Origin of the sequence: Herbaspirillum sp. meg3, assembly GCF_002257565.1 — a bacterium.
Classification (GTDB): domain Bacteria; phylum Pseudomonadota; class Gammaproteobacteria; order Burkholderiales; family Burkholderiaceae_D; genus Herbaspirillum.
This window is the reverse complement of the sequence record NZ_CP022736.1, coordinates 3,257,551-3,283,172: the sequence shown is the minus strand read 5'-3', so window position 1 is coordinate 3,283,172 and position 25,622 is coordinate 3,257,551. Positions and strand designations below refer to the sequence as shown.

Below are 25,622 nucleotides of genomic sequence, written 5' to 3'. Positions count from 1 at the left end.
TTTCTAGCTTTGAAGGCTAAACAGATTTAGCGGTAAGATTTGTCGGGAAAATATATTTGCTTCTAAGCAAACGCCATATTAGGGGCAGCATGTCATCGATTGCTGAGAGAAGAACTAACAAAAGAGGAATGTTTCATGCGACTTAGTAGGATCGTCATTAAGAATTTCAGAAACTTCAAGTATCTCAATATACAGCTGGGACAACATGCCGTAATCCTTGGTGAGAATAAGGTTGGAAAAACCAATTTATTGTTTGCGCTTCGACTTGTACTTGATCCTACGCTCCCAGATTCTGCGCGTAAGCTGCGTTTTGATGATTTTTGGGACGGGCTCAAGCGTCCGTTGAAGCGAGACGATGTCATCGAAGTGTCGGTTGAGTTTCGAGATTTTGCAGATAACGAAGATTTGCTGGCGGTGCTAGCGGACCATCTGATAAAACCAGACCCTATGGTTGCACGGGTCACATATCGCTATCAGCCAGCAGGGGGACTTGAAGGTGAGCCTCGAAGTGAGGCTGATTATGAGTTCACTATTTTTGGAGGAGATCGACCTGAGAACTCAGTTGGTTATGAACTGAGGCGATGGATGCCGCTGGATCTGTTTCCTGCCTTACGTGACGCGGAGTCTGATCTCGCGCGTTGGTCTCGATCCCCACTGCGCCCACTGCTAGACCGTGCAGCAAAGACTGTCAATGCAAGAGCGCTTAAAGAGATCGCAGGCGAAGTCCATTCGACTACTTTGAAAATTGCAGAACTTCCCCAGCTTGCGGATGTTGTGAGTCAAGTTAATACCCAGCTCACCACCATGGTGGGTGACAAGCACGCTGTTGAAACCGCGTTAGGATTTGCTCCTACGGAGCCAGAGCGTTTACTCCGTTCTCTACAAATGATGATTGACGGTGGTAGGCGTGGCGTGGCTGAAGCAAGTCTTGGCTCTGCCAATGTTTTGTATCTTGCGTTGAAGCACTTAGAGCATCAATTCTTGGTGGATGAGGGGGAGCGCCAACATACTTTCTTAGCAATCGAAGAACCCGAGGCGCATCTGCATCCTCATTTGCAACGGCTTATCTATCGAAACTATCTGCAAACGCGTGACGAAGTTGAATCCGATTCTGGTCCTCGCAGTATTCTTCTTACTACGCATTCTCCCAATGTTGCTAGTGTTGCACCACTTGCGAATATTGTAGTGCTGCGAGAGCTAGCTGGAGATGGACATACGATTGGACGATCTCTCAAAGGCATCAAGCTTGAAGATAACGATCGCGAAGATTTAGAGCGTTACATAGATGTCACCCGCGGTGAGTTGTTTTTCTCGAAAGGTGTCATCTTAGTAGAGGGCGATGCAGAAAAGTTTTTACTCCCGACGCTAGCTAAGCTATACGATGATGATCTGGATTTTGACGCGATGGGCATTACTGTCTGCTCAATTGCTGGTACCAACTTTTCGCCTTACGTGCGATTGCTGGGTCCTAAGGGACTTGATATTCCATTTGTCGTGCTGACTGATTTCGATCCCAAGACAGAAGATGTTAGCCAGGAAGATGCGGATCCAGACGAGAATGGTACTGAAACCAGCTATGGACAAAATCGTGTCGTAAATCAGATCATGAGGGATCTGTTGAGTGAAGATGAATGGGAGAAAGCGTCCTATTCGGAGGTGCTGGAGCTCGCGCCACAGTACGGTGTTTTCATGAACAAATTCACATTCGAAATCGATCTCTTCCGAGCGGGGGCGGAGATAATTTTTATGACGGCGATCAAAGATCTAACTACCAACAAAAAAATGCATGGGCGCTTTTCGGACTTAGCGATGTTTCCCGAAGAACTCGATCCGTCACAATTTCTCAAGGACATTGACTCGATAGGAAAGGGGCGAATGGCCCAAAGGCTTGCATCGGTGCTCCTGGAAAAAGGCTCCAAAGTGTGTCCGCCGTATATTAAATCTGCGCTGGACTATATGCAGGAAAAATTAGGATGACTTCTGCCGGCTACCTTTATCTCAAGGCCGCGGAGGACTTGCGAGAGAACGCGGATCAGTGGCAAGCATACGAATCCAAGAAAAATTGCGTTATTTTGGCTGGACCAGGAAGCGGCAAGACTAAGACAATCACTGTAAAAATCGCACGCTTACTTGCTGAGGATATCCGTCGCCCTCGTCGAATGGCTTGCATTACCTATAGCAATGCCTGTGTGGGGGAGCTGAGGTCAAGGTTAAATAGACTTGGTATAGAGGACGGAGATGGCCTCTTGCTCTCTACCGTCCATTCCTTCTGTCTCACGGAATTAGTGTCGCCATACGCAGCATTGGCAGGCCTTGATGCTTCGAATCCGATCGTTATTGCAACACCTGCAGAGGCGAGAAGATTTTTTTCTGATGCCTATAGTGAGCAATTGGGTGGGGTTCCAACCAACTCGTTTCGAATAGCTTGCGATAAACTTCGACGTACTATTCCTGATAAAGAGAGTGACGATTGGCGCGCCTCGTCTGCGCGCGAGACTATGGTGATCGAAGCTTATGAGGCATTACTCACCAAGCACGGCTTGATGGACTTCGATGGGCTTGTTCTCACTGGTTTGCTGCTAGTTGAAAAGCACGAGTGGGTTCGTCGTGCTGTGCGGGCCAAATATCCAGTAATTGTTATTGATGAATATCAGGATCTCGGCTTACCGCTGCATCGAATTGTACTGGCGCTACTTCGTGCTGGAACTCGAATAGTCGCGGTGGGAGATCCGGATCAATCTATTTATGGATTTACTGGAGCAAAACCAAGTCTTTTACGAGCATTGGCTAGTCGGCCTCAGATCGAATCCATTAGGCTAAAGTTGAATTACCGTTGTGCAGACAAAATTATCGCTGCATCAATGGCTCTCCTACCGGATCCTGAATCTTTTGTCTCTCATGATGGACGCGCTGGCGAAATTGTCATTCAGGGGTTGAAACGCAACGTGAAAGAGCAGGCACATTATGCTTTAGGCACGCTGGTACCAAAGATACTTGCAGCCAATCCATCGTGGACTTCTGGCGATATCGCTTTTCTCTATCGAACACTTAACGAAGGAGCACCAATTGCACAAGCAGCAGACGCCCTGGGCTTGCACTACTTTCGACTAGACAACGGCTCGCCAATCAAGCGAACTCGCCTCACTGAATGGCTTGTTGACGTAGCCAAGTGGTGTGCCGGAGGTTGGGAAACAGGGACAGTATTTCTTTCTCAGTTGCTCAAAGCTTGGAGACGATTGAGAAAATCTCTCACGAGAGAAAATGAATTCTTTGCGGCGCGCAAGCGTTTAATCGCAACCTTATTCTCGTTGCGAGATGGTGGGCTTTCTCTCCATCACTGGCTTTCTGTATTACGTCGCGACGTTCTGGATGATTTACTTCGAGAAGAGCCTGGGCTTGCTGATGAAAAAGACATTCTAGATGATCTGATTACTGCAGCCGCAAAGGGCGGCGCTCTCCAGGCTTCGACCGTCGAGATATTTGGTAATCAAGGGAAAAGCCCCGATCTACTCAATTTGATGACACTACATAGCTCGAAAGGACTGGAATTTCAAGCTGTGATCATGCTGGGATTGGAGAAAGGGGTTTTCCCCAGTAGCTACGACAAGAATGAAGAGCAATTGGCGGAAGCTGCTCGACTCTTCTATGTAGGTGTAACAAGAGCTAAATCTCAGATTCACTTAATCTATGATCAAGTGGAGTCACCTTTGATTACCTCAATACGGGGAATTGGCTAAATGTAGGCAACTTAAACCGTACTGCCTCTGGAACAATGGTCGACTAGTCGCTGTGTTTTGGCAATTGAAACCAAGATCCTTTTTTCTTTTGGACCATATGTTCAAGAGCTACTATATTGAGATCGTCTGCTGCCGGCATGGGGACTCCTAACGGGATCGGTGGCGCCTCTCCAACATCTTTTAAACGATCAAATACTTTTTTAAGCTCTTCGGGAGTTGATTCTTCTTTCTTTTTTTCTCGCCACTTTGGAAAGTGTTGATCCCATATGTCAGTCGTGGTTCCATTCCAGTCTGGTGGCGGTTGAGAAGCAAAATGCGATATACCTTTGTCTCTAACATCCTCTGGCAATTGTAGGTAATGTCGATTGAGTTGAGCAAGATCGGCTTTGAGATCAATGCCCCAAGTGAAGCTTTGATCTGGCCGCATGAAAAGTGAGGCACATTTTCGGTGCAGCTTATCAGAAGAGACAAAGGTCATGCAAAACGGCAGATAGAATAGATACGCTATATCCATTCGATTGGAATTTCGATCCGGAGAAATTAAGTCCGAGTTGATTGCGAGTTGAAAGAAAAGCTCAACTGCTGTCACATGCGCGGCAAATGGCGCAAATTGTTTTAATGATGGCCTATTGGCTTGAGTCCACGAATCGAAAGAAGATCGTTGTCTCTCCGGCGGGAGTTGAGCCAAGGTTACTGCAAGTTCCATCATGTCAAATCTACTGCGCGTACTGGAAATCAATTCGTCGATGGCAGATTTCACATCGTCAAGCGAGCCGAACCGCTTACCCTCGAGGCCAAAACGTTTAAATTTTGCGGCGATGGCCCTTAAATCGATTGCATCCAAGGAAGCTCGCCATTTTTTTGCGAAATCTCGCTCGAGACCGTTGAAATCTCCATGCATCCAACGGCTAAAGGCTGCCGCCGTTGGACTCTCCTTAAAAACGGCTGCGGGTTTACCTTGGTGTAAAACAGGGCGAGCGCCATCCATTGGAATCTGCGCACGCATGGGAATTGCCGCACCTAAAAGGTCGTTTTGGCAGAGCGTGACATGGTGCGCAACGGGCTTTCCACCGAATTCCGGGAATCTGCTAGCTATAACACCAACTATTTTTTCCGGAGGTCCCTTAGATGAGGATTCCTTGGCCAGGTTGGCAAGTGTTTCTAAGAAAAATATCGGGCAAACAACCGCCATAAAGAATTGATCAAACCAAACGGATTCATCTTCAGACAAAGATTGAAGGAAGGATTTATCAAATAGTGCAATTGGTCCCATTAGCTAACCGTGTAAGGCAATCTATAAATGCCGTTACAAGCAAACGACAACGCTCTATCCAAAATACTAACTTGATTGCTCTAGCGCTTACCGGCGCGTATTTCTTCGGAAATGCGGTCCATTGCGGCAACAGCTTTTCGATGATCGGCGTCGGCAGTATCAAGCTCTTCTAGATCTGCCTTTGCTGGAGCGCCATTACCCTGTGGTGCGAACTGCTGAATGACTTTTTGAAAAGCTCGTTGTCGTCGCTCAAACGTCCGTCGTTCATTGTTCATTGCTGCAAGCTCTTCTGCTCGCTGTTCGTCGACGTTAGCCAATGTAGTCTCCAGTTGAGAAATAATTGTCGTACCCAATGGTTCAACGCTTTTAACTAGGATCATGCGTCGATTTTAGCGGAAGAACTACCACGTTACTTTTCGAAGCAGTTTTCTGCAATTCGGCTAATTTTCCTTGCAACTCTAAGATTGCCATATCAGCTTCCGTCAATAAACTGGCGAGGTTGTCTCTTTGCTTTGTGACGTCATTTAAGCGTTCCTTCAGAGAACGATTTTTGTTTCGGATGGACAACGTTTTTTGTCGGGCCGAAATAGGTTTCGTACCGACTTGGCTAAACACATGTCGTTGAATTTCGTCAATAAATAAGGGAAACCGGCTTTTCTTGAGAGCGCTTGGATCTTTGTTCGCCTCTTTCGCTACGTTATTCTGAGTAACAGGGGTTCCTTTAGGGAGTCGTTCGGGAGCGTTTATTTTCAGCCGTTCGAACGCGGCTCGATATTGATCCAAGGCGGATAAAGATTCAGGTTTCTTTTGTTGCATGGTAGTAATTTTCTACGCTACGTTTTTGCGCTTCAAGGGATGCATATAGGGGATTTTCAGGTAGAGTTGAAGACAGTCGCTCGTTCAATATTTCATCCAGGCGATCAACCTGAGCTCGCTTCCCTTTGTCGTATAACACATCGGCGCAGGGGTTGTCTTTCTTATCTGCATCGCCTCCGCCGCAATGGGCTACTGAATCAATACCGCCGTATGGACATGGCTCTCTGTTCGTACAAACACCCAAGAGAATTTCTCTGCAGGCAGCACCGCCATTCTTCGCTAGTTTTATTGATTGCTTGGCATCGTCTGGGGAGATAAGTCTCACTATCTCTGCTTTTCGACGCTCACCATGAGGACTGATAAATCGGTCCGCAGTGAGTTGCACTAGTTCGCGACCTAGCGTTTCATACATGGTTTTAATATAGAGGTATTTCGAACTTTCCTCTAATTTGATCCGAGAATAGTTTTGGCCGTAGTACAAGGACATTGCTCGGGTTGAGTGCTTCAGTTGAAACTGCATTGACGCGTCTGATACGAGACCTGAGGCTTGCATATTGACAGCTCCTGTTCTGCGTAGTTGATGCCAAGCTAGTGGCCATACAGAACCTATTCTAAACTTCTCTGATAGAGTTGGATTTGCAAGCCTTGCCAATTCCAAGTCTCTTTGGTTGATACGTAATTGTTCAATGTCAAAGAGCGACGGATATAGCGAGGTGAAAATGGAATAGGCGGTGACATGTGGCGTCAGCGTGGGGGCTAATGCTCTGGCGCCTCCTATCCAGGGTTCTGTCACAGCACAGTTCAAAAAAAGTGGCCCATCAAACGCGACGACCGCGCATTTGGCGCGTAGATTAGCAATAAGGGTCAATGCGTCAACTGCGGCGGACACGCAGGGAGAAGTAACCCAAATGGCCCTGTCGTCAGCGACAGTTTTTGTTGTCGCTCCTTGAATTAGATAAATTTTCCCAAACTGCGGATCATCTTCAACTCGTAAGCAGTCGGTACGGAGACTTCCGGCTTCTGTTCGGCGCATTAGACTGAAATTGAGGATGTAAGCCAGACCGACTGACGTGATCAAAGAAAGATAGCTAGAAAATGAGTCTATCGTTACAGGGGACGTTGTTGGGGTATCTGGCGCACCAATCCATTTTCTAATGACGCCGTCGATTTTGTATTTCTCCGCCGTCGCTTGAAATGGTCCATAGAAGACTAAGCCAGCTCGTCTGGCAATTGCATCCTTTGGTGTATAAAACGGTCTCAATATTGTGCTGCGTTTTTTTCGTAGAGCAGCTTCCAGCGATCCATAGTTTTGCACATATGCTTTTAGACAAAAATCATAACAAGCTTGAATGCCGCTTACGTGTGTGAGGAAGTCTTCTAAGCAGGCTTGAAGTCGGCTTACTTGATATTGCCAAATTCTAGGAGGGATGTATGGAGTTTGCTTGCGCTCAAATTTTTTCAACAGGGATGCCAGCCTTGCAAGGCCAGTCCTGTCGATCAAATCAAAGCCAATTTTAGCTCGGCATTCGTGTATTTCATGAAGGAGGCCAAGAATTCTATCAGACATAGATTGGCTCATTACACTTGCAATCTTTTCCACAATCAATGGGTACCGATTTAGTTCTGATGCGAGGATGCCTTCGCTGGCACAGGTTGTGAATATGCACCGAAGCAAGCTGAACCGCGTCATTATGGTTCTTGCAGTGCGTACGTCACTTGGGCCATACAGCCACCAACTGACAATAGCTCTCAATAGATCGGCATTGCCTTTATCAATGTGAGCACCTCTGTTCTTTGGACCATCACCGAAATTCAATACTGTGCGTTGGTTTGCCCAAGCGTCGAGTATCCATAAACTGTCTGCAAATCGGCTGACTACATTTCCCTCTTTGTCTACCACAATCGGCCAATCTTGTGCCGGCGGCCACATAGGTGGGCGAAAATTGATTGCTGCAGGTGTTGCCAGTGGCGATTCAATGGCAAGGCCTGGCAGAAAAGCTACACCGCTCACTAATTACCACCTTTCATTTCGCTTAATTGAATAAAACCGTCCCAAGATGGGTGGTATGACTCTTCCTCAATGCACAAAAGCGATTCTTTTACCCAGATGCTCCGGACCTCGCTACTGCTTTCAAAAAACTTAATTTTTTGAGTTATTCGTTGTATTACCATCTCTGCCGGGTGCGGCGGAAATTCAGAGTTTTCCGGTGGTATAAATCTGGCTAGTTCGAGAGATTTTAGATATCTGAAACTCACTAAAGACCATATGTGATCATAGCTATCAATATCTCGATGGTTTCTACAAAAAAGACACCCGCCACCGGAGATGCAGTCAGGCATCGGCGCCCCATTAGGTATATTGTCCAGTGGTTCGGGCGTCGGAGTTTCGCAGCTTCCAGGACCTGGTGGCGTGACATGGCTGGCATTTTTTGCGTGAAATTTACTTATCTCGACCATTGCCAGCTGTGGATGGGGTTCCGCATATTGCCGAAGAAGTGTTTGCAGATCGTGCTGAGCTATCTCCGCAACCTGCAGCGGATCACTCATTCGGCGAAGCAGCCAGTTAACTCTCGTCTTACGCAGTGACCGGGGACGTACAAACGGAATATCACACTTCTGACACAGACTGATAATTTGCCAGAATCCAGGAGCTGAAGTACGGTTTCTTCCCCTGATTATGGATGGAAACAGAAGCCCCTTTTTTTGTTCCGGAAACCACGCATTGCGCCAACGCAGATACTCTTCGAAGTGAACGCGATATTCAGAGAATATCTCAAATAGAACGACGCCTTGGCGTCTTTCTTTATATCGCCGAACTTGGTATCCATCTAGATAGCTGGTGTAATGAAACGCGTCCATTTGAAGCAAGTGTGCTTGCTGCAAATTCATACCTGTTTGTGCAATGAACAAAAGTAGCTCTGCTTCGATACGAAGGTTCACGAGAGGTGAGCGCGCGAGCAGCGAATTATCTGCTTGTCGAATAGCTCGTTTTTCTTCCAACCCACGAATCTGAGAAGGGCCCATATTTTTTTTGTTGAAAGAGGCAACAGGCTTCGGTACGCCAGACCAATATTGTAGTGAGTGTCCTGTGTGAAGACAGACCTCGATGGGTAACCGGCCTTTTATTGCTTCAAAAGAGAGGCATTTGCAAATGTCGACGAGAGCATGCCCAAATTTAAAGGTTTCTGTTAGATTAACTTTGTCTGCGGCGGACGTACCAAATTTTCCATTTCCCCTTGGCTTGCGTATTCTGGTTTCTTTGATTAGAGGATATTCTCTCCCTAATATAGGGCTTAAGAGGGCAGAAAAAACGCTGGCGAAACTGTGGACTGTATGCCCGCCGATTTCTTTGAGAACAAGCTGTCTATACAAAAGTTCATCTGTCCATGCACGGTAGTTTTCGGTGACGGTCTCTAATCGCAAGTCGGCACCGACTCTGTCCGCCCAAGTGAAGACCACACGAAGTACTCTTATCCGTGCCTTGGCACTATATCTGCTACCACCGGCAATTAAGTCATCAGTCATCTCCTGATGAACTCTTTCTATTAGATTGAGCCGTTCCAAAAGACAGGGACCAAGGCTGCCCTTCTCAATAGCACTTGAGACATTTTTTACTGATGCCGCAGATCCTCCTGAGTACAGCAATGGAAGAAGAGTCCACGGCTCTTCAAGTTTTCCATATTCGACCATTGGGAAGTCCAAATCGGGTATTTTGATGACCTCAGGGCTGGAATTTATCGGCATTGTTAATTCCCATGAACGCTCTTGTAAACTCATTAGCTGCTGCTTGCTTAGCGGGCGTCTGAGTAACGAATTTGATGTATTTAAGTGATGTGGCTTCGTCTTTGTGAAGCAACGCATCGCGAACTAGTGCTATCGCATTGATGGGATCTGTCGTGCTGAGCGCAATGGTGGCCAATTCAGTCGCAAAAGTGCAGCGAGATTGATGAAAGTGAAAGCTTGAAGCAACCTTAATACCTGCCTGCATTCCTTTCCGTCTAAAGGTCACCATTTCTGTATTAACGGATGTGGATTGTTCTGAATCGTTCGCGCAGTACGGATTTCCGTATCTCGTTAGAAAAACGAGGTATTTGTTTTCGCTGGTGGCTCTTGCCTGTCTTTTTGAGCGACGCAAGCTATTGGCATACTCGAGAAGATCATCAAGCAACGGTTTGGGAATCCACACACGGCCAGTTACACCAAATTTTGTTCTTACTGGAGGTGAGGCACCAGGCCCGATATTGATGCAAAAGAGGCCTTTCGCAACGGGGTCTTCAACTGCATTTTCAAGAGTTTGTATTTTTAAGTCGCAAATACTTCCTAGACGCATTCCAGTAAAGAACCCCAAGGCGAGCATACGATATAACTCTTGGCTTGAGCTGGTTTTAGCTAGTTCCAAAAGCGCCTCTCGGTCTGCTGCAGATACGGGAAGCAATCCGTCTTCAAGCCGAAGGCCAAGGTGGGTTTTGTTTGGTATCGATAAATCTGTTGTAAGTCGAAGGATTGTTCTTTCAAATCCTACAGAGTCAAAAAAACGCACATATACAGCTTTGTCTCGCCAAAGTGGCGTAGTTACGTCTAAAAGTCCGTGAGATAACGCCCAGCGATAAAAAGAAATCGCACTACGCATGTACTCCGAGACGGTGGATGGCATTAATTTTCCTGCATCCCGTTCACGGATAAGGAATCCTCTATATTGAATCAGGCATCGGTCTGCCTTTCTTAAGGGGAAGGTAAACCATTCCAATTCAGCCATCTCAAGGAAATTGGCGTAGTGCAGCAAGCATTTCATATTGCTGGAGACTGTTCTCAACAACACGTCTTTGCTTGTGGCTCGCTCCATCGCCCAAAGATTGGCCTCCCTCCAGGGAAATGCGTTGCTCCAAAATATCTGAGGGAGATGCTGGATTGTCGGTTGCTTACTTTTCAAGTAAGCAACCGACCCGTCAGCCACGGAAACATTCTGGGGAATATGAGTGATTCGTTCTAGGGTGGCCAATTTGATGGTGATTACAAAACTGTTGTGCGGAGCAAGTGCCAAAAGAAATACATGCAGATTGTTCTTGAATCACCATGTTACGGATGTCAGCGAAAGCAATTCGTTTCTAAGTCATCAATCATATTGGGTAGAAGCAATCTTTTATGTCCATGGTAAGTTATATGCTGTCTGGATGTCCATAGTTTCTAACTTACGGTTAGCATGCGGGTGGTACATGAAGGTGCCGGCGCGTCGTGCGGTGAACTCGTAGACGAAAGTCTTGCCCGGCGGGATACCCGGCTGTGTCAGGCCTGTCACGCCATCCATGCCGTTGGGCAGGCGCTGTCCGTGCCAATGTACCGAGGTGTGTTCGGGCAGCTTGTTGGTGACGAAGATGCGCACGCGGTCGCCTTCGACAACTTCAATCGTCGGGCCGGGACTTTGACCGTTGTAACCCCATAGGTTGGCTTTCATGCCTGGGGCGATTTCGCGCACCACCGGCTCGGCGACGAGGTGGAATTCCTTGACGCCGCTATTCATGCGCCAAGGCAGCGACCAGCCGTTGAGCGTGACGACAGGATGATAGGGGCGGCCATCGGGCGGCGTCAGCGGTGCTTGCGTGCCGGCGCTGTTTTGCATGACCGCTTCGGGCAGCGAGGCGGCGCCGATGCGCGTGACGGCGGTAGCGCCGACGGCCAGCGCAGAGCCTTGCAGGAAGGCGCGCCGGCTTAGTGTGTTGCTGGAGTTACTCATGGATTTTTCCTTCAGTCTTGTTTTGTGCCGATGTCGTTACACTTGATGTCGGCCCGCCCAGCGCCAGTTGCAAGTCGCTGTCGGCGATCCAGTAATCGCGTGCGGCATCAATGGCGGCGTTGACGGCGTTGGCTTGTTCGCGTGCATCGGCCAGCAGTTCGAACACACTCGCCAGCATGCCGTTGTAGCGCAGCAGGTATTCGTCGGAGATGCGTTTGCGCAGCGGTACCACTTCGTCCTGATATTGGCGCGCCAGCAGGTAGGCATGCTGTTGGACGGCGTAGGCGCTGCGTACTTCCGACTGTGCCTGCACGGCAGTGGCGGCGAGACGATGGACTGCCTGCATGTAGATTGCCTCGGCCTTGGCGACGCGGGCACCACCCCAGTCGAACAAGGGAATCTCGATGCTGGCTTGATAGCCGATTTCTGCAGGCTTGCCGCTTTCTGCATTGCGGATGTAGCCAAGATCGAGCACGTTGATGAAGCGTGTGGCTTTGGTCAGACCGAGCGAGCCTTGCAGCGCGGCGACTTCCAGCTTTGCCGATTGCACGTCGAGCCGCTGTTCCATGGCGACTTGTTCGCTGTTGTCGAGCGTGATGGCACTCTTCGGCAAATCAGGAAGGCGAGATGGTAATTGCAGCGTGCCGTCTTGCTTGCGCAGGCCCAGCAGACGCATGAGGTTCTCGTTTTCTTGCATCGCCTGTGTGCGAGCACGTGTCAGTTGCGCAGAAGTCTCCAGATAAAAAGCTTGTTCGCGTGCGGCATCCAGGCGCGAAAAATTGCCTTGTTTCGCCATGCGGGCGGCCAGTTCATGTGCGACTTCTGCGGCCTGAAGAACCTGCTCTTGGTAGCGCACGCTCTGCGTTGCCGCGATGCTCTGGTAGTAGGCCTTACGTGTCATTGCGGCAGTTCGCAGCATGGCGTCGGCAAGTTTCAGTTTGGTCTGCTCGAAGCGGCGTGCTTCGATACGCGAGGTGGCCGGCATGGTCAGCAAACTCATCACCGACAGCGTCAGACTGCGGTCAATCTTGATGTCGTCGCCGGTGTGCGTACGGCCGAAGCTGAAGCCGGGATTGGGCAGTCGCCCGGCTTGCACCAGATCGGCTTCGGCAATGCCGAGTTCACTGTAAGACGCTTGCAGCTCGCGATTGTTGAGCAAGGCGATCTGCACGGCATCATCGATGCCGAGTGGTTTGGATAGCATGACGCGCACGCGTTGTGTCACGCTGTCTGCCTCCTGTTCGGAACGGCTCCAGCCGGTTTGTTTGTGGAGCCGCTGTTGAGCGGTCTGGTTGACGGCGTCAAAGCCGCCGTCGGCGCTGAAGCTCGCACAACCGCTCAGCACAAGGGCGAGCAGCGGCGGTGCGAGTTTCCGCAAAGGGTAAAATGTATTCATGTAAGCCTCGTGCAAACGAAGTGTTCACCGGCGGGATGTCAACGCCGGAACGGTTGCAAGAAACTGCGGACGGAGCAATGCCAGCTCGCTCCGCTCAGGCAGCTTCAGTGATTACACGGGCAGTGAAGGGGGACGTTCGGGATTTTCCGGCGTATAGCCGACGAAACCATGTTGTGCCATGGCGACGTGAATGTCTGCCGAGACGGGCAGGTTGATGAGCTTGTCCAGCGCCAGCGGCAGAATGGCGCCGATGGTGCAGACGCTGCAAGAGCTGCACGACGCGGCAGACGCTTTGTGCTGATGCTGCATGGGATGATCAGCGGCGGGGCCAGTGTCGGCTTGCGCGCTTATATCGGCATCGTGCATGGTGTGCATGGTGTGCGTTCCATGCATGTCATGACCGGCATGCTCATGCAGTGAAGCGGCGGGTGCTGCGACCTCATGGATTGCCGGCGCCAACTGCGAAGGCGCGCAACCCATCTGCACCGCGGCAGCGAACCCCTGAACGGGAATCGCAAAGGCCAGCAGCCAGAGCAGGAGGATTTTTACGCGCGAAGTCATAGGCCGTAGTGTAGCACTGCTTGAAAATGGACTCGTTATTTTACGAGATTTATGGGTGCTTGCATGGAGAGCTGCGATGGACGCGGGCCGATGTAAGCCGCACGCGGTCTGATCAGTTCGCCCGTGGCACGCTGTTCCAGCGCCTGCGCGATCCAGCCCATGCCGCGTCCCAGCGCAAACAGGCCGAACGCCGCGCCGACCGGCAATTTCAAATGCCGTCGTACGGCGACCAATGCAAAATCGACTGAGGGATGATGGCCGATCAGGGCGTGGGCCGCCTTGATCATTTCCTGCCACGCGGGATGTTGCGGCAGGATATTTTCGAGCAAGGCGATGGCGCGCACGTCGCCATCGGGATACAGGTGGTGGCCGAAACCCGGCAGGTCTTCACCGCGCGTCAGGCGCTGCTGCATTTTGTCGGCAATATTTTTGCTGCCGGCTTGAATATCAATCTCATCAAACATCGCTTCAACACGCGCCGTCGTACCGCCGTGTTTGCCGCCGGTGAGCGCTGCCAGTCCGGCAATCACCGAGGCGCGCAGACTGGTGCCGGTGGAGGCTACGCAGCGCGCCGTGAAGCTGGACGCATTGAGTTCGTGATCGGCGCACAGGATCAGCGCCATGCGGATCAGTGCCGTACCTTGCTCGTCGAGCTTCCACGCTTTGGCGCATTGCTCGTGGATCGGGGCGGCACTTGGTCGTGTACCGAGCAAGCTGGCCGCGAGCAGGCGCAGGAGTACGCCGCAGCCCTCTGCGACACGCTCCGGCGAGGTTTGCCAGACTGCGGTGGCGGTATCGTCGCTGGCGATAGTGAACAGCGGCAGCAACGAGTCTTCGGCGCGGCGTTCGTTGAAGTGTTTGAGCATGCCGGCAGTGGCGGCATGGACTGGTACGTCGTTGGAAGCGAAGGCTTGCGGCGTGCTGCAGTTCCACAGCAAGGCGGCGACGTCTTCTACGCTCTTTGTCGCTGCGAGCGTGACCGCGTCGTGGCCCCGATAGTAGAGCCGCCCGTCTTCGATCAGCGTAATGGCGGATTCCAAGACTGGTAATCCCCAACTGAGCGTGGCCTTGGCGACTTCTTTCGGTTTGCGTCCGCGTGTGCGTTGCGTGGCGAGACGTTTGACTTCTTCTGCGAGGTAACGGCTTTCGCGCACCTTATTGTCGGATTGAGCGGTCAGCAGGCCGCGGCTGACGTAGGCATACAAGGTCTGGCGCGACACGCCGAGCGCAGCGGCGGCTTCGGCGGAACTCAGGTAAGCAGGCATGGTGTCGAATAGAAAATAGCTGTTTATATTGATTATATTAATCAATATTGACAATTAAAACGAGCGGAATATGCTTCAGTCATCTTCATTTATCTTCACGATGCGAGGTCTGGTATGTCCACTCTGGCTGCTGTTTCAGAAGCAAGCGCACGCGGCTTTCTGCGTGAAATCTGGCTGGCCGCCAAGGGCGAGCGCCATCATCTCGAACAAGTACAACTGACCGGAAGCGGTAGCTTGCCGTCAATCTTTGCGGTGACTGACCTGGCGGTCGGTGCAATGGGTGCCGCAGGTCTCGCCGTTGCCGAATTACTTCATGCAGCCGGTAACGATCTCGCCGAAGTTCATGCCGACCGCCGGCTGGCCTCATTCTGGTTCGGGATTTCTTTACGGCCGCAGGGTTGGGAGGCGCCGGCCTTGTGGGACGCAGTTGCTGGCGACTATCAGGCAGCGGACGGTTGGATACGTCTGCACACCAACGCGCCGCATCATCGGGCGGCGGCATTGACCGTGCTGGATGCAACAGTGGATCGTGCTGCGGTCACAGCGGCAGTGGCCGGCTGGTCGGCGGAGGAGCTGGAAATCGCGGTGGTCGCTCAAGGTGGTTGCGCGGCGGTCATGCGCACGACGGATCAGTGGCGCGTTCATCCGCAAGGCATGGCAGTCAGCAGCGAACCCTTGTTGCACATCGTTGACGGGCCGGCGGCGGCCAAACCTGACTGGGCCATCGGCAGACAACGTCCTTTGCAAGGCATTCGCGTGCTGGATCTGACGCGCGTGCTGGCAGGGCCGACGGCAACGCGTTTCATGGCCGGGTTCGGTGCCGACGTGCTACGCATCGATCCGGCAAGCTGGGACGAACCCGGCGTGATCCCGGACATGGTGCCGGGCAAGCGCTGTGCGCGGTTGGATTTGCGTACGTCGCTAGGGCAGGAAATCTTTACGCAGTTGCTGGCGCAGGCTGATGTGCTGGTGCATGGCTATCGCTCGGACGCATTGGCGGGCATGGGTTTCGATGCAGAAAATCGTCGCCGCATCAATCCTGCGCTGGTTGATGTCAGTCTCGATGCTTACGGTTGGAGCGGCCCGTGGAAGACGCGCCGCGGTTTCGACAGCCTGGTGCAAATGAGCAGCGGCATCGCCGAAGCAGGGATGCGTCAACTCGGGCGTGATAAGCCGACACCGCTGCCGGTGCAGGCGCTCGATCATGCTACCGGCTATCTCATGGCGACGGCAGCCATCCGTGGATTGACGCAAAGGCTGAAGACTGGGAAGGGCGCTGAGGTGCATACTTCGCTGGCACGCATGGCGCAATTGCTGGTGACCGGATCGGGACAGCAGGTCGATGAAATCCTGGTGCCGGAAAACAAGGATGATCTGGCGCCGGCGATTGAACAGACATTCTGGGGGCCGGCACAACGCCTGCGTGGTGCAGTCGAGGTTGGCAGTACAAGCATGTCATGGGATCGGCCGGCTGCGCCCTTGGGTTCGGCGCAACCGGAGTGGTAGGGCGAGTTAAAGCGAACGCACCAGCCGCAGACCATTGAAGACAACGATCAGGCTCGCTCCCATATCGGCGAATACGGCCATCCACAGGGAGCTTTCACCGGTCAGCGCGAGGACGAGAAAAACTGCCTTGATGCCGAGCGCAATCGTGATGTTTTGCATCAGCACGCGATGCGTCCTTTTGCTCAGGCGGATGAAGTCGGGAATCTTGCGCAGATCGTCATCCATCAGTGCGACGTCGGCCGTCTCCAGTGCGGTATCGGTACCTGCGGCACCCATGGCAAAACCGATCTGCGCACGTGCCAGTGCAGGTGCATCATTGATGCCGTCGCCGACCATGCCCACGTAAGCGTGTTTCTCGATCATGTCGCCGATGGCGTTGAGTTTGTCTTCCGGCAGTTGATCTCCACGCGCATCGTCAAGTTGCACGATGTCAGCAATGGCGCGCGCGGTATGGACGTTGTCGCCGGTCAGCATGGTGACGCTGACGCCGAGTTTTTTCAATTGGGCAATTGCATCGCGGCTGCTGTCGCGCACCGTATCGGCGACCGCCAGCAGCAGCACCGCTTTGCCGTCGCGGCACAGGATGGTTGTCGTCTTGCCTTGCTTTTCCAGCGCCAGCAAACGTTCTTCCAGCGCAGGGCTGCACATGCCAAGTTCGTGCACCAAACGATGATTGCCGAGATAAAATGCGCTGCCGCCGATGCTCCCTTGTACGCCGCGTCCGGTCAGCGCTTCAAAGTCGCTGACGTCTTCTGCAATCGCCTCGGTCTGCTGGTTTTTCCAGAGCGCAGCAATCGCTGCCGACACCGGATGATCAGAGCGCAGGGCGAGGCTGGCGGCATGCGTGAGCAGGCTTGTCTCATCGCCGTCGGACAAGAGCTGCACATCGGTGACGACGGGTTTCCCGTGCGTGATGGTGCCGGTTTTGTCGAGTGCCAATGCCTTGAGCAAACGGCCTTGTTCCAGATAGACGCCACCTTTGATCAGGATGCCGTGGCGCGCCGCCGCAGCCAATCCGCTGACGATGGTCACGGGCGTGGATATCACCAGTGCGCAAGGGCAGGCGATCACCAGCAATACCAGCGCCTTGTACAGCCAAGGATAGAACGGCGCGTTGAACAGCAGCGGTGGCAACACTGCCACCAGCACTGCCACGGCCACCACGGCGGGAATGTAATAGCGCGCAAACTGATCGACGAAGCGTTGCGTCGGTGCGCGCTGGCCTTGCGCTTGCTGCACGCTTTTGACGATGCGCGACAGCGTTGATTCGCTTTGCACGGCGGTGACGCGATAGTCGAAGGAGGTATTGCCGTTGATGGTGCCGGCAAACACCTGATCGCCCGACTGTTTGGCGACCGGCATGCTTTCACCGGTAATCGGTGCCTGATTGATGGCGGGCTGACCATCGGTGACGACGCCGTCAAGAGGGATGCGTTCACCCGGCTTGACACGTACCTCAGTATTCAATGCCACTTGTTTGGCGGCGACGCTGACCCAATCGCCATCCTGCAACACCGTGGCCTGATCCGGCGACATGGCCATCAATCCGGCGATGGCATTGCGCGCGCGATCCAGCGACAGCGACTCGATCATTTCGGCCAGCGTGAACAGCACGATGACCACTGCCGCCTCCGGCCATTGGCCGATAATAGCCGCGCCGATGACGGCCAGCGACATCAGGAAGTTCATGTTCAGCGACAGATGGCGCAGCGCGATCCAGCCTTTTTTCAGTGTGTCGACGCCGCCGACGGCAATCGCGAACAATGCCAATGCGATGACGCTGAGCGAGCGGTCGTTGCCGGTGGTCCAGGCGACGCCTTCCGCCGCGAGCGCGGCAACAGCTGCGACGCCGACCATCAGCCATTTGCGTTTTGGAATGGCGTAGGACGCGCTGTGATCGTCGTCATCGATACCGACTGTCGCATCGAGCGTATCGCTCTTGACCTTGGGCAGCATGTCGAGCGCAGCCAGAGTGGTTACGATGGGTTCCACCGAGGGCAGGCGATGTTGCACCGTCAGTTCGCGCTGAATCAGGTTGAACTGCATCGCCGCGATGCCATCCATGTTGGACAGGCGTTCGCGGATCAGCTTTTCTTCGGTCGGGCAATCCATCTTCTGGATGAAGAAGACGGCTTCTTCGGCATCTTTCAGGCTGCTCGGCCTGATGTTGTCGACGGTGGACACGGCTTCGCCATGATCATGCGCGTGGTCATGATTGTGTTCATGGGTATGGCCATGGTTTTTGCCATGTTGATGGCCGTGATCGTGGTTACAGCAATTGGACATGCGTGCTCCTGATATGCAGAATATTAGGGCCTGTTATCAAGTAATTTGCGAGATGCGTTTCAACCAGAAGGCGTGTTGGCAAGGCGCGTGGCGTAACAGGTGGTAGGCCCACCTGTAAGCCATGCAACGCCGCCAGCGCGCCTTCTGGTTGAAACCCTTCGGGAACGGCTGCAGGCGTCGCCTGCCGTTGTTGCGACTCCTTGCCGTAGCACCGCTACGCCGCGTCGCCGCGCCTAGGCAGTCAACGCCTGCCGCGCGTTCGCATTCGCAAATTACTTGATAGCAGGCCCTAGGCTTGCTGTATATTAAAAACCCTAAACCAACTACAGGGTCAAGCCTTTAATGACCCTGCTTGCAGGGCGGTTATGCAAAGACAAAGGAGCTCTCGATGGACAACCTGAAGATAGGTGAACTGGCGGCACGCACCGATTGTCCGGTGGAAACTATCCGTTATTACGAGCGTGAGGCCTTGTTGCCGCAACCGACGCGGTCGCAAGGCAATTACCGCTTGTATGGCGATGGCCATGTCGAACGCCTGCAATTCATTCGCCACTGCCGCTCGCTTGATATGACGCTCGATGAAGTGCGCAGTCTGTTGCAATTCCGCGATGCGCCGGAAGACAACTGTGGCGAGGTCAATGCCTTGCTGGACAAGCATATCGGCCACGTCGCTCAACGCATCAGTGAGTTGAAGAAATTGCAAACGCAATTGAAGAGTTTGCGCGCGCAATGCGACAGCGCGCAGGCGGTCAAGGATTGCGGCATCTTGCAGGGGCTTGCCAATATGAGTGACGACAGTAAACCGGTCAATCTGGGCAGTCACGGTAGCGGCTGTCATTAGACCGACGAACCGCATTTGATGGAAACCGTTCGGAGCATCGACGTGTCGTCATGCTCCGAACGCAGAAACAGTCAGACGAGATTGCCCAAAATGCTGTCCATTGCCCAGCTCGTATGTGCTGCCGCGCGCCCTGTCGAAGGATGCTTGCCGGTGCCGCGTAAATGCTCGTGCATCTTGCGTACGTGGTAGAGCTGGATGTTTTCCGGATGCGCAATATCCACTAGCTGCGTGCCGCCGGCATTGGTCAGTGTCAGTGGTACATCGCCAAAAATCGAAAAAACAATCTTGCCTTCGCTGCCGGTGATTTCAACATGGTCAACGCGCTCGAAGCTGCCAAAATTCCAGCTGCCGCTGCCGGTCACGCCGGAAGCATGCAGCCAGCTCGCGCTCACTGCGTCTTTGGCGGAATACAGTCCTTGTTGATTGGTGCTGGAGCCTGATGCTTCCAGCATGTCGCCAAAATAATGCGCAAACAGATTCAGTCCGTGACTGGCCAAATCGTCGAAGTAACCTCCCGGCGCAATCCTGGCATCGGTGCGCCAGTTAGCCTCGCGACCCAGGTCGGTAAGCGAAGGCGTGCGGCTGAATTGCCAACTGACGTGTCGTGGGGTTCCTATCTTGCCTTCGTTGATCCAGCTCTTGATCTGCGCAAAGCGCGGTAATGAACGCCGGTAGTAGGCGACGAACAAGGGAAGGTTCAGTGTTTCGAAAGCGGCGCAGATCGTCAGGCAGTCGTCGTAACGTGGCGCCATCGGCTTTTCGATGCAGCAGGACTTGTTTGCCGCCGCGACTTTGAGTGCGTAATGCAGGTGCGTGTCGGGCGGTGTCGCGATGTAGATGGCATCGATGTCCGGATCTGCGATCAGTGCATCTGCATCGCTATAGTGCCTGGCGACGCCGTGACGCTGCGCATAGTCAGCTGCTTTGTCTGCATCGCGGCGCATGACCGCATGCAGCGCGAATCCGGGTGTCTTTTGATAGGCCGGGCCGCTCTTGCGTTCGGTGACGTCGCCGCAGCCGATGATGCCCCAGCGGATGATTTCGGGAAGATCGGTTTTTATCATGATGATCGATTCTTGTTTTGTTACCGAGACTGATTACCTCATTACATCACGTCGCGTGCGCGCTGGGAAGCTCTGCGCCAAGTGCGTCAAGTATCGGGCAGTCCGGACGGTTGTCTCCATGGCAATCATGCGCAAGATGTTGCAGCGTCGACTTCATCGCCTGCAATTCATGGATCTTTGCGTCCAGCTCGGCAATATGCTCATTCGCCAGCTGCTTGACCTTGCGGCTCGGGCGCGATTGATCCAGCCATAGTCCCATCAGATCGGCAATCTGTTTCATCGAAAAGCCGAGCACCCGGGCTTGCCGGATAAAACGCAACAGATGCACATCGCGCTCACTATAAATACGATATCCGGCGTCGGTGCGCGCCACCTTGGGCACCAGACCGATCTCTTCATAATGACGAATCATTTTTGCCGATACGCCTGAGGCTTGTGCGGCATCACCGATGTTCATGCTCATGCGGATTCTCCTTTGCGGTTCTGTTTTTCGCGGGCTTTTGTATCTTGTGGCTGCCAGCGTTTCAGCAGCAGGGCATTGCTTACGACACTGACGCTCGATATCGCCATTGCTGCACCGGCGATCATCGGGTTCAACAAACCGAATGCCGCCAGCGGAATGCCGACGATGTTGTAAATGAAGGCCCAAAACAGATTCTGGCGGATTTTGTTATAGGTGCGGCGAGAGATGTCGATGGCATCGGCCACCAGCGCCGGATCACCACGCATGAGCGTAATGCCGGCCGCCTGCATGGCGACGTCGGTACCGGTGGACATGGCAATACCGACATCGGCTGCCGCCAGCGCCGGTGCATCGTTGATGCCGTCACCGACCATGGCAATGCGTTGGCCATGCTGGTCGCCGTGATTGTTTTGGCGTAAGTCAGTAATGGCTTGCGCTTTGTCCGCCGGCAAGACGTTGGCGCGGAAGTCGTCGAGACCGAGTTCCCGCGCCACATGCGCCGCAGCGCCTTGGTTGTCGCCGCTCAGCATGACGGTGCGGATGTGCAAGTGATGCAGGCGCTCAATGGCTTGTCGCGCGTTACTCTTGATGGTGTCTCCGAAGGCCAGCAGGCCCAGCAGCGCTACGCTGCCGTGTGTGTCATGTGGGTTGGCTTGCGCCAGCCACGAGATGGTGCGGCCTTGCTGTTCCAATTGTTTTGCCACCGCATTGAGTTCTGGTTGGCCATCGGGTGTCGCACCGAGTTCCTGCATCCAGCGCGCACTGCCAAGATAGGTCAGATGACCACCGATCAGCGCTTGCGTACCGCGTCCTGGCACGGCCTTGCTGTCGCCGGCATCGCTCGGGGTAATGTTTTTGTTACGAGCGGCGTCCATGACGGCATGCGCAAGTGGATGTTCGCTGTGGCGTTGCAAGGCGGCGGCAATGCCGAGCAACTTGTCGTCATCGTGGTCAATCGCCTGCAGCGCTGCCAGCACAGGTTTGCCTTCGGTCAGCGTGCCGGTCTTGTCGAAGGCGACAACGCCGATGCGATGGGCGATTTCGAGTGCTTCCGCGTCCTTGATCAGAATGCCGTAGCGCGCCGCCACGCCGGTACCGGCCATGATCGCAGTCGGTGTCGCCAGGCCGAGCGCACACGGGCACGCGATCACGAGTACCGCCACCGCATTGAGCTGCGCTTGTTCCCAATTGCCGCCGATGAGGCCCCAGCCGATCAGCGTCAGCAGCGCCAATACCAGTACCACGGGAACAAACACGGCACTGACCTGATCGACCAGACGCTGGATCGGGGCTTTGGCGGCTTGCGCATGCTCAACCATGCGGATGATGCGCGCCAGGACTGTTTCAGCGCCGATCGCGGTGGTGCTGACCAACAACAGGCCGTCACCGTTGATGGCGCCGGCAGTGACTTTGTCGCCTGGCTGTTTTTCCATGGGCAGGCTTTCACCGGTGAGCATGGACTCATCGAGATGGCTGAGACCTTCTTGCACGAGACCGTCAACAGCTACGCGTTCACCGGGGCGCACAACGACCTGGTCGCCGATGCGGATGGAGGACAGGGCAACTTCGCTGTCGACGCCGTCGCGTCGTACCGTCGCTTTGTCGGGACGCAATGCATTGAGTGCGCGGATGGCGTCAGCGGTCTGGCGCTTGGCGCGCGTTTCCAGCCATTTGCCGAGCAACACCAGCGTGATCACGGCCGCCGATGCTTCGAAGTAAAAGTGCGACACATGATGCCCGCCGTGGGTGTACATAAATTGATTGAACAACTGATATAGCGACAAGCCATAAGCGGCGCTGGTGCCGAGCGCCACCAGCAGATCCATGTTGCCGGTATAGGCTTTGACGGCGCGCCAGCCGGCGCGATAAAAACGTGCGCCCAGCCAGAACTGCACCGGCGTTGCCAGCAGTAGTTGCCAGACGCCGGGCAATTGCCACTCGATGCCGAAGGGCATCAACAGCATCGGCAGCATCAGCGGTGCGGTCAATGCCGCTGCAACCGCGACCGGCCACCAAGTCGGCAAAGCAGGGCGTGCAGGTTCCGTTTGCGCGATGGACGGCAGCGCAGCGTTGTAGCCGGCGCGTTCGACGGCGGCGATCAAGGTATCGACGGACACGGCGCTGGTGGTGGTCAGCGTCGCCTTTTCGCTGGCGAGATTGACGGAAACCTCGCTGACGCCGGGAATCTTATGCAGTGCTTTCTCGACACGGCCAACGCATGAAGCGCAGCTCATGCCGGTGATGTCGAGTGTGATCTCCTCTTGTTTGACGTCGTAGCCGGCCTTGTGGACGGCGGCGATCAGTTGATCCGCGTGGACACCGGATTCAGCTTGTATGGTGGCAAGTTCAGTCGCCAGATTGACGCTGACGTCACTCACCGCGGGTACGGCGCGCAAGGCTTTTTCCACTCGGCCGACGCAAGAGGCGCAGGTCATGCCTTCGATGGCGAGGGTCAGTTCTTGCAAACGGGGTGACGCAATGGAAGCAGGCATAGTGGACATGATGGTCTCATTGACGGTTTGATCATGGACTCAGCATGATCCTTCCCATCATGGTAAGGTCAAGATCTATTTTGACACGATTGTTGAGAATGTGCGCTTGACCTTGCCCGTATGGGAAGGTTTAAGCTGGCTCCATTGATTTGCATCAATCCCCATCAACTGAAAAAGGAAAAAATCATGCTGACATTCAACGTTCAGGATATGACCTGCAATCACTGTGCGAGCGCTATTACCCGTGCCGTGAAGGAAGTGGACGCCAACGCCAAGGTTGACGTTCAGGTGGCCGAGAAGCGGGTCAATATCGACAGTGGCGTGGCAGCGGCGGAATTTGCCGAGGCTATCAAAGAGGCCGGCTACACGCCGGTAGCTGCATAAGCTTGGCTATTTGCTGAGCAATCGCATCGCGCGTTCCAGCCCATCGATGGTCAGCGGAAACATGCGCTGACTCATCAATTGCTGGATGATGGCGATCGATTGCCGGTATTGCCACAAGCCTTCGGGTTCCGGATTGAGCCAGGCGAAATTGCTGAAGGTGCTCGTGAAGCGCTGCAGCCAGACTGCACCGGCCTCGGCGTTGTTGTATTCAACTGAGCCGCCGGGCTGGACGATTTCGTAGGGGCTCATGGTCGCGTCGCCGACGAAGATCAGTTTGGTGTCTGCTGAGTACTTGTGCAGCAGATCCCAGGTTGGGAAACGTTCTGCATGGCGGCGGCGATTGTTCTTCCACACGTAGTCGTACACGCAGTTGTGGAAGTAGAAGAACTCCATGTTCTTGAATTCGGTCTTGGCGGCGGAGAACAGTTCTTCGGTACGCGCGATGTGGTCATCCATCGAACCGCCGACGTCGAACAGCATCATCACCTTGATGTTATTGCGCCGCTCCGGCTGCATCTTGATGTCGAGGTAACCGGCATTGTTGGCCGTGGCGCGAATGGTGTCGTCCAGCGCCAGCTCTTCCTCGGCGCCATCGCGTGCAAACTTGCGCAGGCGGCGCAGTGCGACCTTGATGTTGCGTGTGCCGAGCTCACGCTCGCTGTCGTAATCCTTGTAGGTTCGTTCGTCCCACACCTTCACGGCGCTGCGGTTCTTGCTCTCGCCGCCGATACGGATACCCTCCGGGTTGTAGCCACTGTTGCCGAACGGCGAGCTGCCTCCCGTGCCGATCCACTTGTTGCCGCCTTCGTGACGCTCGTGCTGCTCCTTGAGCAACTCCTTGAGCCGATCCATCAGCTTGTCATAGCCGAACTTTTCCAGTGCCGCTTTTTGTTCCGGCGTGAGTTCGCGCTGCATGCGTTTCATCAGCCAGTCGAGCGGGATCTCGGGATTCTTTTCGAAGATGGTTTCTATGCCTTTGAAGTAGCTGCCAAAGGCTTTATCGAATTTGTCGTAATTGGCTTCGTCTTTGACCAGCGTGATGCGCGAGAGATAGTAGAAGTCATCGATAGCCGGCGAGATGACGTTCTTTTGCATGGCCTCAAGCAGGATCAGGAACTCCTTGATGGAGACCGGAATCCGTGCGTCTTTGAGCGTAAAAAAGAAGTCGATCAGCATAAGAAAAGAATTAAATCTGAATCAATGTCCAAGCTTGAACTGCAGATGGCGTTTGACCGCAGGCCATTCGGATTCGATAACCGAAAATACCACCGTGTCGCGCAGCGAGCCGTCGGGTGCGCGCTGATGATTGCGCAGGATGCCGTCCTGTTTCGCGCCGAGCCGCAGGATGGCTGTACGCGATTGCTGGTTCAGCCAATGCGTGCGGAACTCCACGGCGATGCAATGCAATGTTTCGAAGGCGTGGGTCATCAGCATCAGCTTGCACTCGGTGTTGATGCCCGTACGCTGGGCGCTGGCGGCAGTCCAGGTTGAGCCGATCTCGACGCGGCGATGTATCGGGTCCGCGTTCATGTAAGTCGTCATGCCGCACAATCCGCCGGTGTCATGGCGCCGTGTGACGAACGGCAGCATGGAGCCTTGCTCTTGCAGCTTGAGGCGGCGTTCGATTTCGGCACGCATGTTTTCCGGCTTGGGAATCGAGGTATACCAGAGCTTCCACAGCTTGCCGTCCGATACCGCAGCGATCAGCGCATCGTGATGGTCGAGCGACAGCGGTTCAAGCGTGGCGTACTGGCCTTTGAGCGTAATAGGGTGCAAGAACTGCATGGTGGACTCCCTGGGGTGGCGA

The 25,622-nt window shown here is 53.8% G+C and carries 20 protein-coding genes and 1 pseudogene; 5 read left to right on the top strand and 16 right to left on the bottom strand.

Going from position 1 to position 25,622, the window contains the following annotated elements; translation table 11 throughout:
* Window positions 1-135: 135 nt before the first annotated feature.
* Both hmeg3_RS14755 and hmeg3_RS14750 read left to right on the top strand, forming a co-directional pair.
* Window positions 136-1,977, top strand: coding sequence for an ATP-dependent endonuclease (locus hmeg3_RS14755; RefSeq protein ID WP_094564386.1), 1,842 nt, complete (start codon window positions 136-138; stop codon window positions 1,975-1,977).
* Complete coding sequence (locus hmeg3_RS14750; protein ID WP_232511651.1) at window positions 1,974-3,737, top strand: ATP-dependent helicase; 1,764 nt, start codon at window positions 1,974-1,976, stop codon at window positions 3,735-3,737. The genes hmeg3_RS14755 and hmeg3_RS14750 overlap by 4 nt, the downstream gene beginning before the upstream one ends.
* A gap of 43 nt (window positions 3,738-3,780) precedes the next feature.
* Here hmeg3_RS14750 and hmeg3_RS14745 read toward each other — a convergent pair whose 3' ends face one another.
* The 10 genes and pseudogenes from hmeg3_RS14745 to hmeg3_RS14700 all read right to left on the bottom strand — a co-directional run bounded on the left by hmeg3_RS14745 (window position 3,781) and on the right by hmeg3_RS14700 (window position 14,779).
* The gene (locus hmeg3_RS14745; protein ID WP_094564385.1) at window positions 3,781-5,010 is read right to left on the bottom strand and encodes a hypothetical protein; all 1,230 of its coding nucleotides are present in this window, start codon (window positions 5,008-5,010) and stop codon (window positions 3,781-3,783) included.
* A gap of 80 nt (window positions 5,011-5,090) precedes the next feature.
* Window positions 5,091-5,327 carry a hypothetical protein gene (locus hmeg3_RS14740; RefSeq protein WP_094564384.1) on the bottom strand — a complete coding sequence of 79 codons (237 nt, stop codon included), beginning with the start codon at window positions 5,325-5,327 and terminating at the stop codon, window positions 5,091-5,093.
* A gap of 49 nt (window positions 5,328-5,376) precedes the next feature.
* The gene (locus hmeg3_RS14735) at window positions 5,377-5,826 is read right to left on the bottom strand and encodes a hypothetical protein (RefSeq protein ID WP_094564383.1); all 450 of its coding nucleotides are present in this window, start codon (window positions 5,824-5,826) and stop codon (window positions 5,377-5,379) included.
* A complete protein-coding gene (locus hmeg3_RS24970) occupies window positions 5,807-7,837 on the bottom strand; it encodes a hypothetical protein (protein WP_198361709.1) in 2,031 nt (676 codons plus the stop codon). The genes hmeg3_RS14735 and hmeg3_RS24970 overlap by 20 nt, the downstream gene beginning before the upstream one ends.
* Window positions 7,837-9,603: a site-specific integrase gene (locus hmeg3_RS14725; RefSeq protein WP_198361708.1), complete on the bottom strand. Its 1,767-nt coding sequence runs from the start codon at window positions 9,601-9,603 to the stop codon at window positions 7,837-7,839. Before hmeg3_RS14725 ends, hmeg3_RS24970 begins: the two co-directional genes overlap by 1 nt.
* Complete coding sequence (locus hmeg3_RS14720; protein ID WP_232511650.1) at window positions 9,548-10,618, bottom strand: site-specific integrase; 1,071 nt, start codon at window positions 10,616-10,618, stop codon at window positions 9,548-9,550. The genes hmeg3_RS14725 and hmeg3_RS14720 overlap by 56 nt, the downstream gene beginning before the upstream one ends.
* Before the next feature lie 390 nt (window positions 10,619-11,008).
* Window positions 11,009-11,557, bottom strand: a pseudogene (locus tag hmeg3_RS14715) (multicopper oxidase domain-containing protein); the annotation flags it as partial.
* Window positions 11,550-12,953 carry a TolC family protein gene (locus hmeg3_RS14710; RefSeq protein ID WP_094564381.1) on the bottom strand — a complete coding sequence of 468 codons (1,404 nt, stop codon included), beginning with the start codon at window positions 12,951-12,953 and terminating at the stop codon, window positions 11,550-11,552. The pseudogene hmeg3_RS14715 and the gene hmeg3_RS14710, both read right to left, overlap by 8 nt.
* 111 nt (window positions 12,954-13,064) lie before the next feature.
* Window positions 13,065-13,514: a hypothetical protein gene (locus tag hmeg3_RS14705; protein WP_094564380.1), complete on the bottom strand. Its 450-nt coding sequence runs from the start codon at window positions 13,512-13,514 to the stop codon at window positions 13,065-13,067.
* 35 nt (window positions 13,515-13,549) lie between these two features.
* Complete coding sequence (locus hmeg3_RS14700) at window positions 13,550-14,779, bottom strand: citrate synthase (protein ID WP_094564379.1); 1,230 nt, start codon at window positions 14,777-14,779, stop codon at window positions 13,550-13,552.
* Between the two features lie 114 nt (window positions 14,780-14,893).
* Between hmeg3_RS14700 and hmeg3_RS14695 the strand changes: the two genes are divergently transcribed.
* Window positions 14,894-16,285 carry a CoA transferase gene (locus tag hmeg3_RS14695; protein WP_094564378.1) on the top strand — a complete coding sequence of 464 codons (1,392 nt, stop codon included), beginning with the start codon at window positions 14,894-14,896 and terminating at the stop codon, window positions 16,283-16,285.
* Between the two features lie 6 nt (window positions 16,286-16,291).
* Here hmeg3_RS14695 and hmeg3_RS14690 read toward each other — a convergent pair whose 3' ends face one another.
* Entirely contained in the window at window positions 16,292-18,571 is a 2,280-nt protein-coding gene (locus tag hmeg3_RS14690; protein ID WP_094564377.1) for a heavy metal translocating P-type ATPase, read from the bottom strand.
* 388 nt (window positions 18,572-18,959) lie between these two features.
* Here hmeg3_RS14690 and cadR point away from each other — a divergent pair, with 388 nt between their 5' ends.
* Complete coding sequence (gene cadR / locus hmeg3_RS14685; RefSeq protein ID WP_094564376.1) at window positions 18,960-19,412, top strand: Cd(II)/Pb(II)-responsive transcriptional regulator; 453 nt, start codon at window positions 18,960-18,962, stop codon at window positions 19,410-19,412.
* Window positions 19,413-19,483: 71 nt separating this feature from the next.
* Here cadR and hmeg3_RS14680 read toward each other — a convergent pair whose 3' ends face one another.
* The 3 genes from hmeg3_RS14680 to hmeg3_RS14670 are packed head-to-tail and all read right to left on the bottom strand — an operon-like array spanning window position 19,484 to window position 23,431.
* Window positions 19,484-20,476 (bottom strand): Gfo/Idh/MocA family protein, encoded by a 993-nt coding sequence (locus tag hmeg3_RS14680; RefSeq protein ID WP_094564375.1) that lies wholly within the window; start codon window positions 20,474-20,476, stop codon window positions 19,484-19,486.
* A 46-nt stretch (window positions 20,477-20,522) separates the two neighbouring features.
* On the bottom strand, window positions 20,523-20,933 hold the full coding sequence (cueR, locus tag hmeg3_RS14675; protein ID WP_094566366.1) for a Cu(I)-responsive transcriptional regulator: 411 nt from the start codon (window positions 20,931-20,933) through the stop codon (window positions 20,523-20,525).
* A 2-nt stretch (window positions 20,934-20,935) separates the two neighbouring features.
* Window positions 20,936-23,431 (bottom strand): heavy metal translocating P-type ATPase, encoded by a 2,496-nt coding sequence (locus hmeg3_RS14670; RefSeq protein ID WP_094566365.1) that lies wholly within the window; start codon window positions 23,429-23,431, stop codon window positions 20,936-20,938.
* Window positions 23,432-23,617: 186 nt separating this feature from the next.
* Here hmeg3_RS14670 and hmeg3_RS14665 point away from each other — a divergent pair, with 186 nt between their 5' ends.
* A complete protein-coding gene (locus tag hmeg3_RS14665) occupies window positions 23,618-23,815 on the top strand; it encodes a heavy-metal-associated domain-containing protein (RefSeq protein ID WP_198361707.1) in 198 nt (65 codons plus the stop codon).
* 6 nt (window positions 23,816-23,821) lie between these two features.
* On the opposite strand, the gene hmeg3_RS14660 is transcribed toward hmeg3_RS14665, so the two are convergent.
* Both hmeg3_RS14660 and hmeg3_RS14655 read right to left on the bottom strand, forming a co-directional pair.
* Window positions 23,822-24,991, bottom strand: coding sequence for a VWA domain-containing protein (locus hmeg3_RS14660; protein WP_094564374.1), 1,170 nt, complete (start codon window positions 24,989-24,991; stop codon window positions 23,822-23,824).
* 21 nt (window positions 24,992-25,012) lie between these two features.
* Window positions 25,013-25,600 (bottom strand): GNAT family N-acetyltransferase, encoded by a 588-nt coding sequence (locus hmeg3_RS14655; RefSeq protein ID WP_094564373.1) that lies wholly within the window; start codon window positions 25,598-25,600, stop codon window positions 25,013-25,015.
* Window positions 25,601-25,622: the final 22 nt, after the last annotated feature.

Excerpts from the sequence above, each read along its gene's own strand:
- hmeg3_RS14690 (WP_094564377.1), bottom strand. The coding sequence starts at position 18,571 with ATGTCCAATTGCTGTAACCACGATCACGGCCATCAACATGGCAAAAAC.
- hmeg3_RS14710 (WP_094564381.1), bottom strand. The coding sequence starts at position 12,953 with ATGAATACATTTTACCCTTTGCGGAAACTCGCACCGCCGCTGCTCGCC.
- cueR (WP_094566366.1), bottom strand. The coding sequence starts at position 20,933 with ATGAACATCGGTGATGCCGCACAAGCCTCAGGCGTATCGGCAAAAATG.
- hmeg3_RS14700 (WP_094564379.1), bottom strand. The coding sequence starts at position 14,779 with ATGCCTGCTTACCTGAGTTCCGCCGAAGCCGCCGCTGCGCTCGGCGTG.
- hmeg3_RS14745 (WP_094564385.1), bottom strand. The coding sequence starts at position 5,010 with ATGGGACCAATTGCACTATTTGATAAATCCTTCCTTCAATCTTTGTCT.
- hmeg3_RS14720 (WP_232511650.1), bottom strand. The coding sequence starts at position 10,618 with ATGAAATGCTTGCTGCACTACGCCAATTTCCTTGAGATGGCTGAATTG.
- hmeg3_RS14655 (WP_094564373.1), bottom strand. The coding sequence starts at position 25,600 with ATGCAGTTCTTGCACCCTATTACGCTCAAAGGCCAGTACGCCACGCTT.
- hmeg3_RS14755 (WP_094564386.1), top strand. The coding sequence starts at position 136 with ATGCGACTTAGTAGGATCGTCATTAAGAATTTCAGAAACTTCAAGTAT.
- hmeg3_RS14750 (WP_232511651.1), top strand. The coding sequence starts at position 1,974 with ATGACTTCTGCCGGCTACCTTTATCTCAAGGCCGCGGAGGACTTGCGA.
- hmeg3_RS14735 (WP_094564383.1), bottom strand. The coding sequence starts at position 5,826 with ATGCAACAAAAGAAACCTGAATCTTTATCCGCCTTGGATCAATATCGA.
- hmeg3_RS14695 (WP_094564378.1), top strand. The coding sequence starts at position 14,894 with ATGTCCACTCTGGCTGCTGTTTCAGAAGCAAGCGCACGCGGCTTTCTG.
- hmeg3_RS14670 (WP_094566365.1), bottom strand. The coding sequence starts at position 23,431 with ATGCCTGCTTCCATTGCGTCACCCCGTTTGCAAGAACTGACCCTCGCC.
- cadR (WP_094564376.1), top strand. The coding sequence starts at position 18,960 with ATGGACAACCTGAAGATAGGTGAACTGGCGGCACGCACCGATTGTCCG.
- hmeg3_RS14660 (WP_094564374.1), bottom strand. The coding sequence starts at position 24,991 with ATGCTGATCGACTTCTTTTTTACGCTCAAAGACGCACGGATTCCGGTC.
- hmeg3_RS14665 (WP_198361707.1), top strand. The coding sequence starts at position 23,618 with ATGCTGACATTCAACGTTCAGGATATGACCTGCAATCACTGTGCGAGC.
- hmeg3_RS14705 (WP_094564380.1), bottom strand. The coding sequence starts at position 13,514 with ATGACTTCGCGCGTAAAAATCCTCCTGCTCTGGCTGCTGGCCTTTGCG.
- hmeg3_RS14725 (WP_198361708.1), bottom strand. The coding sequence starts at position 9,603 with ATGAGTTTACAAGAGCGTTCATGGGAATTAACAATGCCGATAAATTCC.
- hmeg3_RS14680 (WP_094564375.1), bottom strand. The coding sequence starts at position 20,476 with ATGATAAAAACCGATCTTCCCGAAATCATCCGCTGGGGCATCATCGGC.